Annotated in this window: 14 protein-coding genes; 6 read left to right on the plus strand and 8 right to left on the minus strand. The window is 68.5% G+C overall.

All coding sequences use genetic code 11. The features are described 5' to 3' along the window. Positions 1 to 129 precede the first annotated feature (129 nt). Together A5781_RS00595 and A5781_RS00600 are read left to right on the plus strand one after the other, a co-directional pair. A complete protein-coding gene (locus tag A5781_RS00595; RefSeq protein ID WP_369816478.1) occupies positions 130 to 705 on the plus strand; it encodes a TetR/AcrR family transcriptional regulator in 576 nt (191 codons plus the stop codon). Positions 706 to 707: 2 nt separating this feature from the next. After that, positions 708 to 1,214 carry a GNAT family N-acetyltransferase gene (locus A5781_RS00600; RefSeq protein WP_067199480.1) on the plus strand — a complete coding sequence of 169 codons (507 nt, stop codon included), beginning with the start codon at positions 708 to 710 and terminating at the stop codon, positions 1,212 to 1,214. Here the strand turns inward: A5781_RS00600 and A5781_RS00605 are convergent. Beyond that, complete coding sequence (locus A5781_RS00605; RefSeq protein WP_067199483.1) at positions 1,201 to 2,661, minus strand: NAD(P)/FAD-dependent oxidoreductase; 1,461 nt, start codon at positions 2,659 to 2,661, stop codon at positions 1,201 to 1,203. The two genes, A5781_RS00600 and A5781_RS00605, sit on opposite strands and share 14 nt — an antisense overlap. A 9-nt stretch (positions 2,662 to 2,670) precedes the next feature. Continuing rightward, positions 2,671 to 3,132 (minus strand): SRPBCC family protein, encoded by a 462-nt coding sequence (locus A5781_RS00610; RefSeq protein WP_067199487.1) that lies wholly within the window; start codon positions 3,130 to 3,132, stop codon positions 2,671 to 2,673. Between the two features lie 100 nt (positions 3,133 to 3,232). On the opposite strand from A5781_RS00610, the gene ald reads away from it, so the two are divergent. After that, a complete protein-coding gene (gene ald / locus A5781_RS00615; RefSeq protein WP_067199490.1) occupies positions 3,233 to 4,348 on the plus strand; it encodes an alanine dehydrogenase in 1,116 nt (371 codons plus the stop codon). Here the strand turns inward: ald and A5781_RS00620 are convergent. From A5781_RS00620 to rpsO, 4 genes are all read right to left on the minus strand, one after another. After that, positions 4,345 to 5,370 (minus strand): nitronate monooxygenase, encoded by a 1,026-nt coding sequence (locus tag A5781_RS00620; RefSeq protein WP_067199494.1) that lies wholly within the window; start codon positions 5,368 to 5,370, stop codon positions 4,345 to 4,347. The genes ald and A5781_RS00620 overlap by 4 nt on opposite strands. A gap of 4 nt (positions 5,371 to 5,374) precedes the next feature. Beyond that, positions 5,375 to 6,757, minus strand: coding sequence for a pitrilysin family protein (locus A5781_RS00625; protein ID WP_067199663.1), 1,383 nt, complete (start codon positions 6,755 to 6,757; stop codon positions 5,375 to 5,377). Further along, positions 6,735 to 8,990, minus strand: coding sequence for a polyribonucleotide nucleotidyltransferase (locus A5781_RS00630; RefSeq protein ID WP_082939159.1), 2,256 nt, complete (start codon positions 8,988 to 8,990; stop codon positions 6,735 to 6,737). Before A5781_RS00630 ends, A5781_RS00625 begins: the two co-directional genes overlap by 23 nt. A gap of 311 nt (positions 8,991 to 9,301) precedes the next feature. Beyond that, on the minus strand, positions 9,302 to 9,571 hold the full coding sequence (rpsO, locus tag A5781_RS00635; RefSeq protein WP_067199669.1) for a 30S ribosomal protein S15: 270 nt from the start codon (positions 9,569 to 9,571) through the stop codon (positions 9,302 to 9,304). 171 nt (positions 9,572 to 9,742) lie between these two features. On the opposite strand from rpsO, the gene A5781_RS00640 reads away from it, so the two are divergent. Together A5781_RS00640 and A5781_RS00645 are read left to right on the plus strand one after the other, a co-directional pair. Then, positions 9,743 to 10,084 (plus strand): helix-turn-helix transcriptional regulator, encoded by a 342-nt coding sequence (locus A5781_RS00640; protein ID WP_067199501.1) that lies wholly within the window; start codon positions 9,743 to 9,745, stop codon positions 10,082 to 10,084. 2 nt (positions 10,085 to 10,086) lie between these two features. Beyond that, positions 10,087 to 10,572, plus strand: coding sequence for an SRPBCC domain-containing protein (locus A5781_RS00645; protein WP_067199505.1), 486 nt, complete (start codon positions 10,087 to 10,089; stop codon positions 10,570 to 10,572). A 12-nt stretch (positions 10,573 to 10,584) separates the two neighbouring features. Here A5781_RS00645 and A5781_RS00650 read toward each other — a convergent pair whose 3' ends face one another. Beyond that, positions 10,585 to 11,562, minus strand: coding sequence for a bifunctional riboflavin kinase/FAD synthetase (locus A5781_RS00650; RefSeq protein ID WP_067199509.1), 978 nt, complete (start codon positions 11,560 to 11,562; stop codon positions 10,585 to 10,587). Positions 11,563 to 11,663: 101 nt separating this feature from the next. On the opposite strand from A5781_RS00650, the gene mntR reads away from it, so the two are divergent. Beyond that, the gene (mntR, locus tag A5781_RS00655; RefSeq protein ID WP_067199512.1) at positions 11,664 to 12,356 is read left to right on the plus strand and encodes a manganese-binding transcriptional regulator MntR; all 693 of its coding nucleotides are present in this window, start codon (positions 11,664 to 11,666) and stop codon (positions 12,354 to 12,356) included. Between the two features lie 20 nt (positions 12,357 to 12,376). On the opposite strand, the gene A5781_RS00660 is transcribed toward mntR, so the two are convergent. Then, positions 12,377 to 13,567 carry a lipid-transfer protein gene (locus tag A5781_RS00660; RefSeq protein WP_067199516.1) on the minus strand — a complete coding sequence of 397 codons (1,191 nt, stop codon included), beginning with the start codon at positions 13,565 to 13,567 and terminating at the stop codon, positions 12,377 to 12,379. Positions 13,568 to 13,611: the final 44 nt, after the last annotated feature.

Here is a 13,611-nt window from a genome sequence, read left to right on the forward strand (position 1 = left end):
CGAAGAAATAAAAGTACCCTCTATGAAACTTTGGGTGTGCGATACGCTCGGCAGATGACTCGGCAGGTGAGCGGGGCCGGAACCGCGAACCGGCGCCCCAACCGGCGTGGCAACGCCACGCGCGAGAGCATGCTCGAAGCCGCGCTCAAGTCGTTGGCCTCCGGCGACCCAGGCTCGGTGTCGGCCAATCGCATCGCCAAGGAGATCGGCGCGACCTGGGGCGCCGTGCAGTACCAGTTCGGCGACACCGACGGGTTCTGGGCGGCGGTGTTGCACCGCACCGCCGAACGGCGCGCCGCAACCTTCTCGACCCTCTCAACGCCGATCTCACCGGACGCGCCCCTGCGCGAGCGGGTCGGCGCCATCATCGACACCCTCTACACCGGGTTGGCGTCGCCGGATTCGCGCGCGATCGAGAACCTCCGTGCGGCGCTCCCCCGCGACCCCGACGAGCTCGAGCGGCTGTTCCCGCGCACCGCCGCCGAGCTGTTCTCGTGGGGCAAGAGCTGGCTGGAGACCTGCCAGAACGCCTTCGCCGGTCTCGACGTCGACCCGGACCGGGTGCGCGAGGTGGCCGCCCTGATTCCCGGCGCGATGCGCGGGCTGGTGTCCGAGCGCCAGCTCGGCTCGTACGCCGACCTGGACATGGCGCGGCGGGGCCTGACCAACGCGCTGGCCGCCTATCTGGAACAACCCCGCCCGTGACGATGGGCGGCATCACGATCCGCCAAGCCGGACCTGCCGATCTCGCGAACGTCGCCGAGATGCACTATCCGGTCTGGCGGCAGTCCTGGACCGGCATCCTGCCGGACGCCACCCTCGACGTCCTCGGATCGCCGCGGCGCTGGGCGGTGCTGGCGTACCCGCGAATCCTGCAGCGCCGCGACTGGAGCATGTGGGTCGCCGAATCAGGTTCCCGGACAATCGGAATGGCCATCTTCGGACCGGACCCGGCGAATCCCGAGCAGGTCGAACTCGACTCGCTGTACATCGCGGCGGAATGCCAACGGCGGGGTGTCGGCGAGCGCCTGCTCGCCACCGCTCTGGCCGAAAGCCCGTCGGTTGACGTCGTCCTGTGGTGCGCGGAACGCAACATCCAAGCGCGAACCTTCTACGAGAAGAACGACTTTCGCGCCGACGGACGCACCCTGGACTGGGAGCCCGTGGGCGGCATCAAGGTCGCCCATCTGGGCTTCCGGCTCAGCCGGCGGTGACGTGTCGGCGCAAGTCGTACTGTCCGAGATCGGTGTTCGCCAGCATGGCGCGATGCTCGCCCGGCGTGAAGGGCCACACCTCGGGCACCCCGTCCTTGTTCAGGTACCAACTCTGGCAACCGGTGGTCCACACCGTGTTCGGCATCGCGGCGCGCAGCTTGGCGTTGAAGTTCTCGGTCGCCGGCCAGGTCGGCTCCACCGTGTCGAATTCGCCACGCCGCCAACGCTGAATCCACCGCAGTATGTGGTCGGCCTGCGATTCGGCGACGGTGGTGAGCGCGAGGTTGCCGACCGGGCTGTGCGGACCCAGCATCATGAAGAAGTTGGGGAAGCCCGGCAGCGCCACGGTCTGGTAGGCCCGCGGGCCGTCACGCCACACGTCGTCGGCGGCGATACCGTCGCGGCCGATCAGCCGCATCGGCCGGAAGAACGCGTGGGTGTCGAATCCGGTGGCGAGCACGATGATGTCCGCCTCGTGCAGGACGCCGTCGCCGGTCACGATGCCGCGCGGTTCCACGTGGTCGATAGCGGCGGTGACCAGTTCGACGTCGTCGCGCTGGATGGCGCGGTAGAAGCCATTGGACATCACCAGCCGTTTGCACATCGGCGTGTAGTCGGGGGTCAGGGCGCGGCGCAGCTCGGGGTCGCGGACCTCGCGCAGGCTGGCGCGGCACAGCGCCCCCATGATCTTTCGGCGCAGGCCCGGCTTCGTGAGGCCGGCGGCGAACAGGTCGAAGCCGAAGCTGTAGCAGCGGTAAGCCATCCGGTCGAGCCAGCCGAACCTGTTGTGGGTGACGTTGGTGAACCTGCTGTACCGGGGGTTGGGCAGCCGAAGCACCCACTGCGCGGTTCGCTGGAACAGCATGACCCGGCCCGCGACGCCGGTCAGGCCGCAGACGAGCTGCACGCCCGTCGACCCGTTGCCGATGATCGCGATCCGGCGACCGCGCAACTCGACGGAATGATCCCACCGCGCCGAATGAAAAGCCCGCCCGCCGAAGTCCTGCAGGCCGGGAATCGACGGTAGGCGGGGGTGATGGAGCACGCCGGTCGCGCAGATCAGGAAGTCGACGCTCGATTCCTCCCCGGCATCCGTGCGCAGCCGCCAGCGGCCGCCCTCGAAGCGCGCATCGGAGATCTCGGTGCCGAACCGGATGCGGTCGCGTAACCCGAAGCGGTCCGCGACGTCGCGGAAATACGCCTGGATTTCGCGGCCGGGCGAGAACAGGTGCGACCAGTTGGGGTTTCGGGCGAACGTGTACTGGTAGACCCGCGAAGGGATGTCACAGACCAGACCGGGGTAGGTGTTCTCGCGCCAGGTCCCGCCGACCTCGCTGGCCTTCTCGTAGAGGGTCACGTCGGTTATCCCGCTGCGCAGCAACGCGATTGCGATGCACATGCCCGACATGCCGGCTCCGACGACGGCTACGGCGGGATCGCGTCGCATGGTTGCCGGCTACTCGGACTCGGCGCGCTGCTTGAGGCGCTGCAAGGTGAGCCGGATGTGTTCGGTGTTGGCGGCCACGCGATCTGGGACACCGGTGGCCTTGCCGGCGATCTTGCGAAACCAGCCGGGCCTGCGATCCCAGGTGCTTTCGGTGACCCGGCAACCACCATCGGCCGCGACGATGTCGTATTGCCAGCGCGCGATCGGAAGCACGGAGTGCCGCACATCGAACGCGAAGAGGCGGCCCGGTTCCGCGTCGGTGACCCTGCACTTGGTGCTCCAGCGCCGTTTGCTGCTCTCGTTGTGACCCGTGAACACCGCCCCGGGGCGCGCCGAATCGCCCTTGCGCCACTCCATCGCCACCGCCTCCTCTGCGAACGAGGCCAGCGTGGGCAGGTCGGTGATCAGCCGGTACACCACGTCCGGGCGGGCATCGACCTGCACGGTGTCCGACACGCAGGGGTCAGTCATGGGCCGATCATAGCCAGCGCTCCCGCGGTTTCACCTCGATTGCGGCCCATCCGAACTTTCTCCACACTGAAGGGCGAACCTCCCAAAGCAAGGGGCAACCATGCGAGTCGGCGTACCGACCGAGACCAAGGCCAACGAGTTCAGGGTGGCCATCACCCCCGCGGGCGTCGCCGAACTGACCCGTCGCGGCCACGAGGTGCTCGTCCAGGCCGGCGCCGGTGAGGGGTCGTCGATTCCCGACGAGGAGTTCAAGGCGGCGGGGGCCCAACTGGCCGACTCGGCCGAACAGGTGTGGGCCGACGCCGCCCTGCTGCTCAAGGTGAAGGAACCGATTCCGGCCGAATACGGCCTGTTGCGGCAGCATCAGGTGCTGTTCACCTATCTGCACTTGGCCGCCTCTCGCTCCTGCACCGAAGCGTTATTGGCTTCCCGCACAACGTCAATCGCCTATGAGACCGTGCAGGCCGCCGACGGCAGCCTTCCGTTGTTGGCCCCGATGAGCGAGGTTGCCGGTCGGCTCTCGGCGCAGGTCGGCTCCTACCATCTGATGCGGTCCCACGGCGGGCGCGGTGTGCTGATGGGCGGGGTCCCGGGCGTCAAACCCGCCGACGTCGTGGTGATCGGCGCCGGCACGGCCGGTTACAACGCCGCCCGGGTCGCCAACGGCATGGGCGCGAGCGTGACGGTGCTCGACCTCAACATCAGCAAGCTCCGGCTGCTGGACGCGGAGTTCGGCGGACAGGTCCGCACGCGTTACTCGTCGGCGTACGAGCTGGAGGGCACGGTCACGCGGGCCGACCTGCTGATCGGGGCGGTCCTGCTGCCGGGCGCCAAGGCGCCGGAACTGATTTCGAATTCGCTTGTCGCGCAGATGAAGCCGGGTGCGGTGCTGGTGGACATCTCCATCGACCAGGGCGGCTGCTTCGCGGATTCCCGGCCGACCACGCACGATGACCCGACGTTCGCCGTGCACGACACGCAGTTCTACTGCGTGTCGAACATGCCCAGCGCGGTGCCCAAGACGTCGACCGTGGCGCTGACCAACGCGACGATGCCGTACGTGCTGGAACTGGCCAACCGTGGCTGGCAGGCGGCGTGCCGGTCGGATCCCGCTCTGGCGAAGGGACTTTCGACGCACGACGGCGGGCTGCTGTCCGAACGGGTGGCCACCGACTTGGGGCTGCCGTTCACCGATCCGGCGAGCGTCCTGGCCTAGTCGGCTTCCACCAGGCTGGCGATGATATCGGCCGCCGGCCCCGGCTGGGCCTCCTTGAACGACGTTCCGGCCCACAGCGGTATCCCGTTCGGGTCCTCCATCGCGGCCGCCGCCTCGCGGATCGGGGAGGTCATCTGGTTGACCTCCGGGTAGCCCAGCGGCGCGACGTTGTCGAGCAGGCGGGTGAAGTTGTTCTCCAGGCCGCGCGCATACCGGCCCGAGAAGGCGCGGGTGACAACGGTGGTGCCGAAGACCGGATTCTTCAGGGCGGTGCGGTGCGCGGTGCTGGTGCCCGCTTCGTCGCTGAGCAGCAGCGCGGTGCCGATCTGGGCGGCCACCGCGCCGCGATGCAGCACGGCGGCGACATCCCGGGCGGTGCCCAGCCCGCCCGCCGCGACGACGGGCACTTCATGCGCGTGGCGGATGCGATCGATCAGGTGGTGCAGCGATTCGTTACCGGGCTCCATGTCGGGCGCGAACGTGCCCCGGTGCCCGCCCGCGTCCGGCCCCTGGACGATGAGGCTGTCCGCGCCGGCGGCGACGGCCACCCCGGCCTCGTACGCCGACGTCACCGTGACCATCACCAGCAGGCCCAGCGCCCCCAGCCGCCGGATGACGTCGGGCGGCGGGACACCGAAGGTGAACGACACCAGCTCGGGCCGCACGTCGGCGACCATCTCGAGCTTGCGCTCCCAGTCGTCGTCGTCACCGTAGTGCGGGTGGCCGACCTCGACCTGGTAGTAGTCCGCGATCTCCTCGAGCTCTTCGGCGTAGTAGTCCAGCGCCATCCAGTCGGCGACGCTGGGTTGCGGAACGAACAGGTTGACGCCCAGCGGCCCGGTGGTGGCCTTGCGCGCGGCGGCGATGTCCTCGGCGAAGCGCTCCGCGCTCCGGTGGCCGCCCGGGACGAAGCCGAGTCCACCCGCGTTGGACACCGCCGCGGCCAGCTCGGGCGTGCCCGGTCCGCCGGCCATCGGCGCACCCACGATGGGCACCATGATGTCCCAAAAGCCCAGTACCACGGGGCTAATTTACCATCGCCCGAAGTTGTTGGGGCAGTGACCGTTTGGAGGCATACGGACCCAGGACGGCGGCCCCGTAGGGCTGGCTCAGCAGCCGGTGGGCAACCGCGTTGACCTCCTCGACGCTCACTTGGTCGATCTTCCGCAGGGTGTGCTCGATGCTGCGGTGGTGGCCATAGTTCAGCTCGTTGCGGCCCAGCCGGCTCATCCGGGAGCTGGAATCCTCCAGGCCGAGGACGAGGCCGCCGCGCAACGACCCCTTGGCGATGCGGCACTCGGCCTCGGTGATGCCGTCGCGGGCCACCGACTCGAGGACCTCGTTGGTCACCTGCATCACCTCGGCGAACCGCTCGGGCTGGCAGGCCGCATAGACGGACAGCGCGCCGCTGTCGGCAAACATGTCCACCGTCGAGTACACCGAGTAGGCCAACCCGCGCAACTCGCGAACCTCTTGGAACAGGCGGGAACTCAGCCCCCCGCCCAGCGCGGTGTGCAGCACCGACAGCGCCCAGCGATGGGGCCAACCACGCCCCGGGGTGCGCACGCCCAGCGCGACGTGGGTCTGCTCGGCGTCCCGATTGCCCAGCATCAAGCCGGGCCGGCCGGTCACCCGTCCGGCGCCCTTGCGCGGGGCGACGGGCCGGCGCCCGCGCACCAGGTGCGGCCCGAAGTGCTCACGCACCAGCGCCACCACCTCGTCGTGGTCGACATTGCCGGCCACGGCGACCACCATGCGTTCCGGCGTGTAGCGCCGGACATGGAAGGAGTGCAGCTGGGTCCGGGTCATCGACGACACCGACTGCGCGGTGCCGATCACCGGCCGGCCAACCGGGTGGTCACCGAACATCGCCCCCAGGAACATGTCCCCCAGCGCGTCCTCGGGATCGTCGTCGCGCATCGCGATCTCTTCGAGCACCACGTCGCGTTCCAGCTCGACGTCTTCCGCCGCGCAGCGGCCGTTGAGCACCACATCGGCCACCAGGTCGACGGCCAGCTCCAGGTCGCTGTCCAGCACGTGCGCGTAGTAGCAGGTGTGCTCCTTGGCGGTGAACGCGTTCAGCTCCCCGCCGACCGCGTCCATCGCCTGCGCGATGTCCACGGCGCTCCGGGTGGGGGTCGACTTGAACAGCAGATGCTCGAGGAAGTGCGCCGCCCCCGCCACGGTGGCGCCCTCGTCGCGCGATCCGACGCCGACCCAGACCCCGACGGACGCCGAACGCACCGACGGCAGGTACTCGGTGACTACCCGCAGACCGCCCGGAAGCGGGCTGCGGCGCAGTGCGGATTGGCGGTCCGGTTCCGCCTCGGCGATCTGCTTACCCCGGCGCAGGGCGCCCGCACGAGTCGGACGCGGCCGGGGTAGGTCAGTTGCTGGCGGTCGCGGCATCGGCAGGGGCGGCCGCCGGAGCATCGGCTGGGGCAGCGCTGTCCTCCTCGACCAAGACGAGGGAGATCTTGCCGCGCTTGTCGATGTCGGCGATCTCGACCCGCAGTTTGTCTCCGACGTTCACGACGTCCTCGACCTTCGCGATGCGCTTGCCGCGGCCCAGCTTGGAGATGTGGACCAGGCCGTCGCGTCCCGGCAGCAGCGACACGAACGCGCCGAAATCGGTTGTCTTGACCACGGTTCCGAGGAACCGCTCGCCCACGGTCGGCAGCTGCGGGTTGGCGATGGCGTTGATCCGGTCGATCGCGGCCTGCGCCGAGGGCCCGTCGGTGGCGCCGACGAACACCGTGCCGTCGTCCTCGATGGAGATCTGCGCCCCGGTCTCCTCGGTGATGGCGTTGATGACCTTGCCCTTGGGCCCGATGACCTCGCCGATCTTGTCCACCGGGACCTTGATGGTGGTCACCCGCGGCGCGTAGGGGCTCATCTCGTCGGGCGCGTCGATGGCCTCGGCCATGACCTCGAGGATGGTCAGGCGTGCATCCTTGGCCTGGGACAGCGCGCCCGCGAGCACCTGGGAGGGGATCCCGTCCAGCTTGGTGTCCAGCTGCAGGGCGGTGACGTAGTCCTTGGTGCCCGCGCACTTGAAGTCCATGTCGCCGAACGCGTCCTCGGCACCGAGGATGTCGGTCAGCGTGACGAAGCGACGCTCGTTCTTGCCGTCGATCTCGACGTCGTCGGAGACCAGCCCCATCGCGATGCCGGCGACCGGCGCCTTGAGCGGCACACCCGCGTTGAGCAGCGCCAGCGTGGACGCGCAGACGGATCCCATCGACGTCGAGCCGTTGGAGCCCAGCGCTTCGGACACCTGGCGGATGGCGTACGGGAACTCCTCGACGCTGGGCAGCACCGGGATCAGGGCCCGCTCGGCGAGCGCGCCGTGCCCGATCTCGCGCCGCTTGGGCGAACCCACGCGGCCGGTCTCGCCGGTGGAGAAGGGCGGGAAGTTGTAGTGGTGCATGTAGCGCTTGGAGGTTTCCGGTCCCAGCGAGTCGATCTGCTGGGCCATCTTGACCATGTCCAGCGTGGTCACACCCAGGATCTGGGTTTCGCCGCGCTCGAACAGCGCGCTGCCGTGCGCCCGCGGCACCACGGCGACCTCGGCCGACAGCGCGCGGATGTCGGTGATGCCCCGGCCGTCGATGCGGAAGTGGTCGGTCAGGATGCGCTGCCGGACCAGCTTCTTGGTCAGCGAGCGGAACGCGGCGCCGACCTCCTTCTCCCGGCCCTCGTAGGTCTCGGCGAGCCGCTGCAGCACCTCGGCCTTCAGCTCGTCGGTGCGCTGGTCGCGCTCGGCCTTGCCGCCGATGGTCAGCGCCTTGGCCAGCTCGTCGGTGGCCACCGAGGCAACCGAGTAGTAGACGTCCTCGCCGTACTCGGGGAAGACGGGGTACTCGCCGGTCGGCTTGGCGGCCGCGCCGGCCAGCTCCTCCTGCGCGGTGCACAGCACGGCGATGAACGGCTTCGCCGCCTCCAGGCCTTCGGCCACCACGGTTTCCGTCGGCGCCTGGGCGCCGCCCTCGACGAGCTCGATAACGTTATCGGTGGCCTCGGCCTCGACCATCATGATCGCGACATCCCCATCGACCTTGCGGCCGGCCACCACCATGTCGAACACGGCCCGTTCGAGTTGCTCGACGGTCGGGAAGGCGACCCAGGTGCCGTCGATCAGGGCCACGCGCACGCCGCCGACCGGGCCGGAGAACGGCAGGCCGGAGATCTGGGTGGAGGCCGAGGCGGCGTTGATCGCCACCACGTCGTACAGGTCGTTGGGGTCCAGGCTCATGATCGTCACGACGACCTGGATCTCGTTGCGCAGTCCGGCGACGAACGACGGGCGAAGCGGCCGGTCGATGAGGCGACAGGTCAGGATCGCGTCGGTGGAGGGCCGGCCCTCGCGGCGGAAGAACGAGCCGGGGATCCGCCCGGCGGCATACATCCGCTCCTCGACGTCGATGGTCAGCGGGAAGAAGTCGAAGTGCTCCTTCGGGTTCTTGCTGGCGGTGGTCGCCGACAACAGCATGTTCTCGTCGTCGAGGTAGGCGACGACAGCGCCGGCGGCCTGCTGGGCCAGCCGGCCGGTCTCAAAACGGATGGTGCGGGTGCCGAAGCTCCCGTTGTCGATAACGGCGGTCGACTCGAACACGCCTTCTTCAATTTCAGCGACAGACATAGGTGTCCGTACGGCCTCTCTGGGTATTTAGCTATTTCGCGTCGTCACGCGCAAGTAACCCGAGAGCTTCCTACGAGAGGAAAAAGTCTGAATGCGGCTACGGCCATCGATCGAAGCGGCCGACCTGCCCCAGATCCGGAGAGCCCGGCAGCCACTACCGAAGACCGCCCGATACAGACTGGGCTGCTCCCGTCATGACACGCTGGAACGGCGCACGCGGATCTGCGTGGCCGCACCGTTCGCTCGGGCCGAACCCGGCCCAGAACGCTCCCACTCTACACGGGCGGACTTGGCCCGAAAGCAGGCCCGGGTCAGCGGCGCAGACCCAGGCGCTCGACCAGCGAGCGGTACCGCTCCACGTCGATCTGGGCGACGTACTTGAGCAGCCTGCGACGCCGGCCGACCAGCAGGAGCAGGCCCCGCCGGGAGTGGTGATCGTGCTTGTGGACCTTCAGGTGCTCGGTCAGGTCGGCGATCCGCTTGGTCAGCAGCGCGACCTGCGCCTCCGGGGAACCCGTGTCGGAGTCGTGCAGGCCGTAGGTGCCCAGGATTTCCTTTTTTTGCTCGGCTGTCAGCGCCACGAAAACATCTCCATCAATCGGTGCCGCGAAAAATTCGTACGTGGCCACCGCGGACTGCAGCACACGCCATATCCGGGGGGCGAGTCTATCAGCGGCTGCGATGTCCACCGAAATCGCAGGCCAGCACCCAGCGCTTGACAACATACAACCATTTGGTTGTATGTTTGGCGGGTGACCGTCGACGAAGAGGACCGGGTGGACGCCCTCTTTCACGCGCTCGCCGACCGGACCCGGCGCGACATCATGCGCCGGACGCTGGCCGGGGAACACTCGGTTTCCTCGCTCGCCCTGAAATACGACATGAGCTTTGCGGCCGTGCAGAAGCACGTGGTCGTGCTGGAGAAGGCCGGCCTGATCAAAAAACGCCGAAACGGTCGCGAGCAGTTGGCCAGCGGTGACGTGGCGGCGGTGCGGTCGGTCGCCGGCATGCTCACCGAGCTGGAGCAGGTTTGGCGGGGCCGCATCGCCCGCATCGACGAACTCATCTCGACCGACCCAACCAAGGAGGACTGACCATGCCCGTGACCGACGTCAAGCATGACCCGGACGCCCTGACGCTGACCATCACCGCCGCCTTCGCCGCCCCGGTGCAGCGCATCTGGCAGATCTACGCCGATCCGCGTCAACTGGAGAAGGTGTGGGGACCGCCGTCGCATCCGGCGACCGTGGTGAGCCACAGCCTCACGCCGGGAAGCCGCACGACCTACTTCATGACCGGTCCGGACGGCGAGAAGTACGCCGGCTACTGGGAGATCACCGCCGTCGACGAGCCGAACAGCTTCTCGTTTCTCGACGGGTTCGCCGACCTGGACTTCAACCCGAACCCCGACCTGCCGGTCGCGGAGAACACCTACAGCTTCACCGAGCACGGCGGCGGCACGCGCGCGATCTACGTGTGCACCTTCGGATCCGCGGAGGATCTTCAGCGAGTGCTGGACATGGGCGTCGTCGAGGGCTCCACGTCGGCCATCAACCAAATCGACGACCTGGTTGCTTCCTGAAGCTGCGGCCGTTCAGTCCTGCGCCGAGAGCATCTTGCGCGCCCGGTCGGTGTCCTTGCCCATCGCGTCGATCAGCTCCTTCACCGAGTCGAACCTGCGCTGACCGCGGATGCGGGCGACGAAGTCCAGCGCCACGTACTGGCCGTAGAGGTCGGCGGTGGTGTCCAGGACGAAGGCCTCGACGGTGCGCGTGCGCCCGGAGAAGGTCGGGTTGGTGCCCACGGACACCGCGGCCTGGTAGCGCTCGCCCGGGACGACGGTGCCGGTCACCGGTCCGTGCCCGAGCAGGGTGAACCAGGCGGCATACACGCCGTCGGCCGGGATCGCCGAATACATAGGCGGCGCCACGTTGGCGGTCGGGAATCCCAGCTCCATGCCCCGCCCCTCGCCGCGGACAACGACGCCCTCGACGCGATGCGGACGGCCCAGCGCCTCCATGGCCGCCACCACGTCACCGGCGTCCACGCAGGACCGGATATACGTGGACGAATACGTCACGGTCTCGTTGCTCAGGTGCTCGCTGAGCAGTGACATCGACTCCACCGCGAAGCCGAATCGCTCGCCTGCGCGCCGCAGGGTCTCGACGTTGCCGGCCGCCTTCTTGCCGAAGGTGAAGTTCTCCCCCACCACGACCTCGACCACGTGCAGGTGTTCCACCAGCAGCTCATGGACGTAGCGCTCCGGCGTGAGTTTCATGAAGTCGCTGGTGAACGGCATCACCAGGAAGACGTCGATGCCCAGCTCCTCGACGAGTTCGGCGCGGCGGGTCAGCGTCGTCAGCTGCGCGGGATGGCTGCCCGGGTAGACGACTTCCATCGGGTGCGGATCGAATGTCATCAGCACGGTCGGCACGTTGCGGGCGCGCCCGGCCTTGACGGCATGCGCGATTATCTCCGCGTGGCCCCGGTGCACGCCATCGAACACCCCGATGGTGAGCACGCATCTGCCCCAGTCCGTGGGAATCTCGTCTTGGCCGCGCCACCGCTGCACGACCGCAAGCCTACGGCCCGCCGCGGGCCGCCGGGAGATCCGCCGGCGCGAGGGTGTCGAGGAGCACACGATCAGGCTTGGGTTGCCTAAACTTTCTCGGTGTGAGGGCTGACGAAGAGCGTGGCGGTCTCACCGCGGTCGGCCAGGACTATCTCAAGGTCATCTGGAATGCCCAGGAGTGGTCCCGGGAGAAGGTCAGCACCAAGATGCTGGCCGAGAAGATCGGGGTCTCCGCCAGCACGGCCTCGGAGTCGATCCGCAAACTCGCCGAGCAGGGCCTGGTCGATCACGAGAAATACGGGGCCGTGACCCTGACCGAGGCGGGACGGCGGGCGGCGCTGGCGATGGTGCGCCGGCATCGGCTGCTGGAGACCTTCCTGGTCAACGAGCTCGGCTACGGCTGGGACGAGGTGCACGACGAGGCCGAGGTGCTCGAACACGCGGTGTCGGATCGGCTGGTGGCCCGCATCGACGCCAAGCTCGGGTTCCCGCAACGCGACCCGCACGGGGACCCGATCCCGGCCTCCGACGGGCAGGTGCCCACGCCGCCGGCCCGCCAGCTGTGGGCGTGCGGCGACGGAGACACCGGAACGGTGGCCCGGATCTCCGACGCCGACCCGGAGATGCTGCGCTATTTCGCCGACGTCGGCATCAACCTCGATTCGCGACTGCGGGTCCTGACCCGCCGGGAATTCGCCGGCATGATCTCAGTGGCGATCGAAGCCGGCGACGGTGCGGAGACGACGGTCGACCTGGGCAGCCCGGCGGCCCGGGCGGTCTGGGTGGTGGGCTAGCGGCGATCGCGAGCGCGGCGTTAGCGTTCGGCGCGCTGGTACGCGGTGACAACCGCCGCGCCGCCCAGCCCGATGTTGTGTTGCAGTGCGGCGCTGACGTTGTCGACCTGACGCTTGTCGGCGGTGCCGCGCAGCTGCCAGGTCAGCTCGGCGCACTGCGCCAGCCCGGTCGCGCCCAGCGGATGCCCCTTCGAGATCAGGCCGCCCGACGGGTTGACCACCCAGCGTCCCCCGTAGGTGGTGTCGCCGTTGTCGATCAGCTTCGGCGCCTCGCCCGGGCCACAGAGGCCGAGCGCCTCGTAGAGCAGCAGCTCGTTGGCCGAGAAGCAGTCATGCAGCTCGATCACCTGGAAGTCCTCCGGGCCGAGCCCGGACTGGCCGTAAACCTGTTGCGCCGCTTGCACATTCATGTCATAGCCGATCAGGTTCTTGGCGCTCCCGTCGAACGTCGACGCGAAGTCCGTCGTCATGGCCTGGCCGACGATCTCCACGGCCTGGGCGGCCAACCCGTGGCGGTCGACGAAGCCCTCCGAGGCCAGGATCGCCGCGCCGGAGCCGTCGGACGTGGGCGAGCACTGCAACTTGGTCAGGGGGTCGGAGATCATCCGCGCCGCCAGGATGTCCTCGAGCGTGTAGGACTCCTGGAACTGCGCGAACGGGTTGTTGACGGAGTGCTTGTGGTTCTTGTAACCGATCTTGGCGAAATGCTCTGCGGTGCTGCCGTATTGGCGCATGTGCTCGCGACCGGCGGCACCGAACATCCAGGGCGCGACGGGCATCGCGAACTCGTCGATCTCGGCCATCGCCTTCACGTGCTTGCCCATCGGCGATTCGCGGTCCTGGAAGCCGCCGCTCAGCGGGCCGGGTTGCATCTTCTCGAAGCCGAGCGCGATGGCGCAGTCGACGATCCCGCCGCGGATCGCCTGGGCCGCCAGGAACAGCGCGGTCGAGCCGGTCGAGCAGTTGTTGTTGACGTTGACGATCGGGATGCCGGTCATGCCCAGCTCGTAGAGCGCCCGCTGCCCGGACGTCGAATCGCCGGCGACGTAGCCGACGTAGCCCTGCTGCACCTCGCGGTAGTCGATCCCCGCATCGGTGAGCGCGTTCGTCCCGGACTCGCGCGCCATGTCCGGGTAGTCCCAGCCTTCACGGCGGCCCGGCTTCTCGAACTTCGTCATGCCGACGCCGACGACGTAAACCTTGTTAGACATCTTTGTCCCTTTCCAACGGCCAGGCCCCCAGTGTGCAACTTAAC

The sequence above is a fragment of the Mycobacterium sp. 852002-30065_SCH5024008 genome (assembly GCF_001665645.1).
Taxonomy (GTDB): Bacteria; Actinomycetota; Actinomycetes; order Mycobacteriales; family Mycobacteriaceae; genus Mycobacterium; species Mycobacterium paraffinicum.

Coding starts and splice junctions, on each gene's coding strand:
- A5781_RS00610 (WP_067199487.1), bottom strand. CDS start 3,132: ATGACTGACCCCTGCGTGTCGGACACCGTGCAGGTCGATGCCCGCCCG.
- A5781_RS00595 (WP_369816478.1), top strand. CDS start 130: ATGCTCGAAGCCGCGCTCAAGTCGTTGGCCTCCGGCGACCCAGGCTCG.
- A5781_RS00630 (WP_082939159.1), bottom strand. CDS start 8,990: ATGTCTGTCGCTGAAATTGAAGAAGGCGTGTTCGAGTCGACCGCCGTT.
- A5781_RS00625 (WP_067199663.1), bottom strand. CDS start 6,757: ATGCCGCGACCGCCAGCAACTGACCTACCCCGGCCGCGTCCGACTCGT.
- ald (WP_067199490.1), top strand. CDS start 3,233: ATGCGAGTCGGCGTACCGACCGAGACCAAGGCCAACGAGTTCAGGGTG.
- A5781_RS00600 (WP_067199480.1), top strand. CDS start 708: ATGGGCGGCATCACGATCCGCCAAGCCGGACCTGCCGATCTCGCGAAC.
- A5781_RS00605 (WP_067199483.1), bottom strand. CDS start 2,661: ATGCGACGCGATCCCGCCGTAGCCGTCGTCGGAGCCGGCATGTCGGGC.
- A5781_RS00660 (WP_067199516.1), bottom strand. CDS start 13,567: ATGTCTAACAAGGTTTACGTCGTCGGCGTCGGCATGACGAAGTTCGAG.
- A5781_RS00645 (WP_067199505.1), top strand. CDS start 10,087: ATGCCCGTGACCGACGTCAAGCATGACCCGGACGCCCTGACGCTGACC.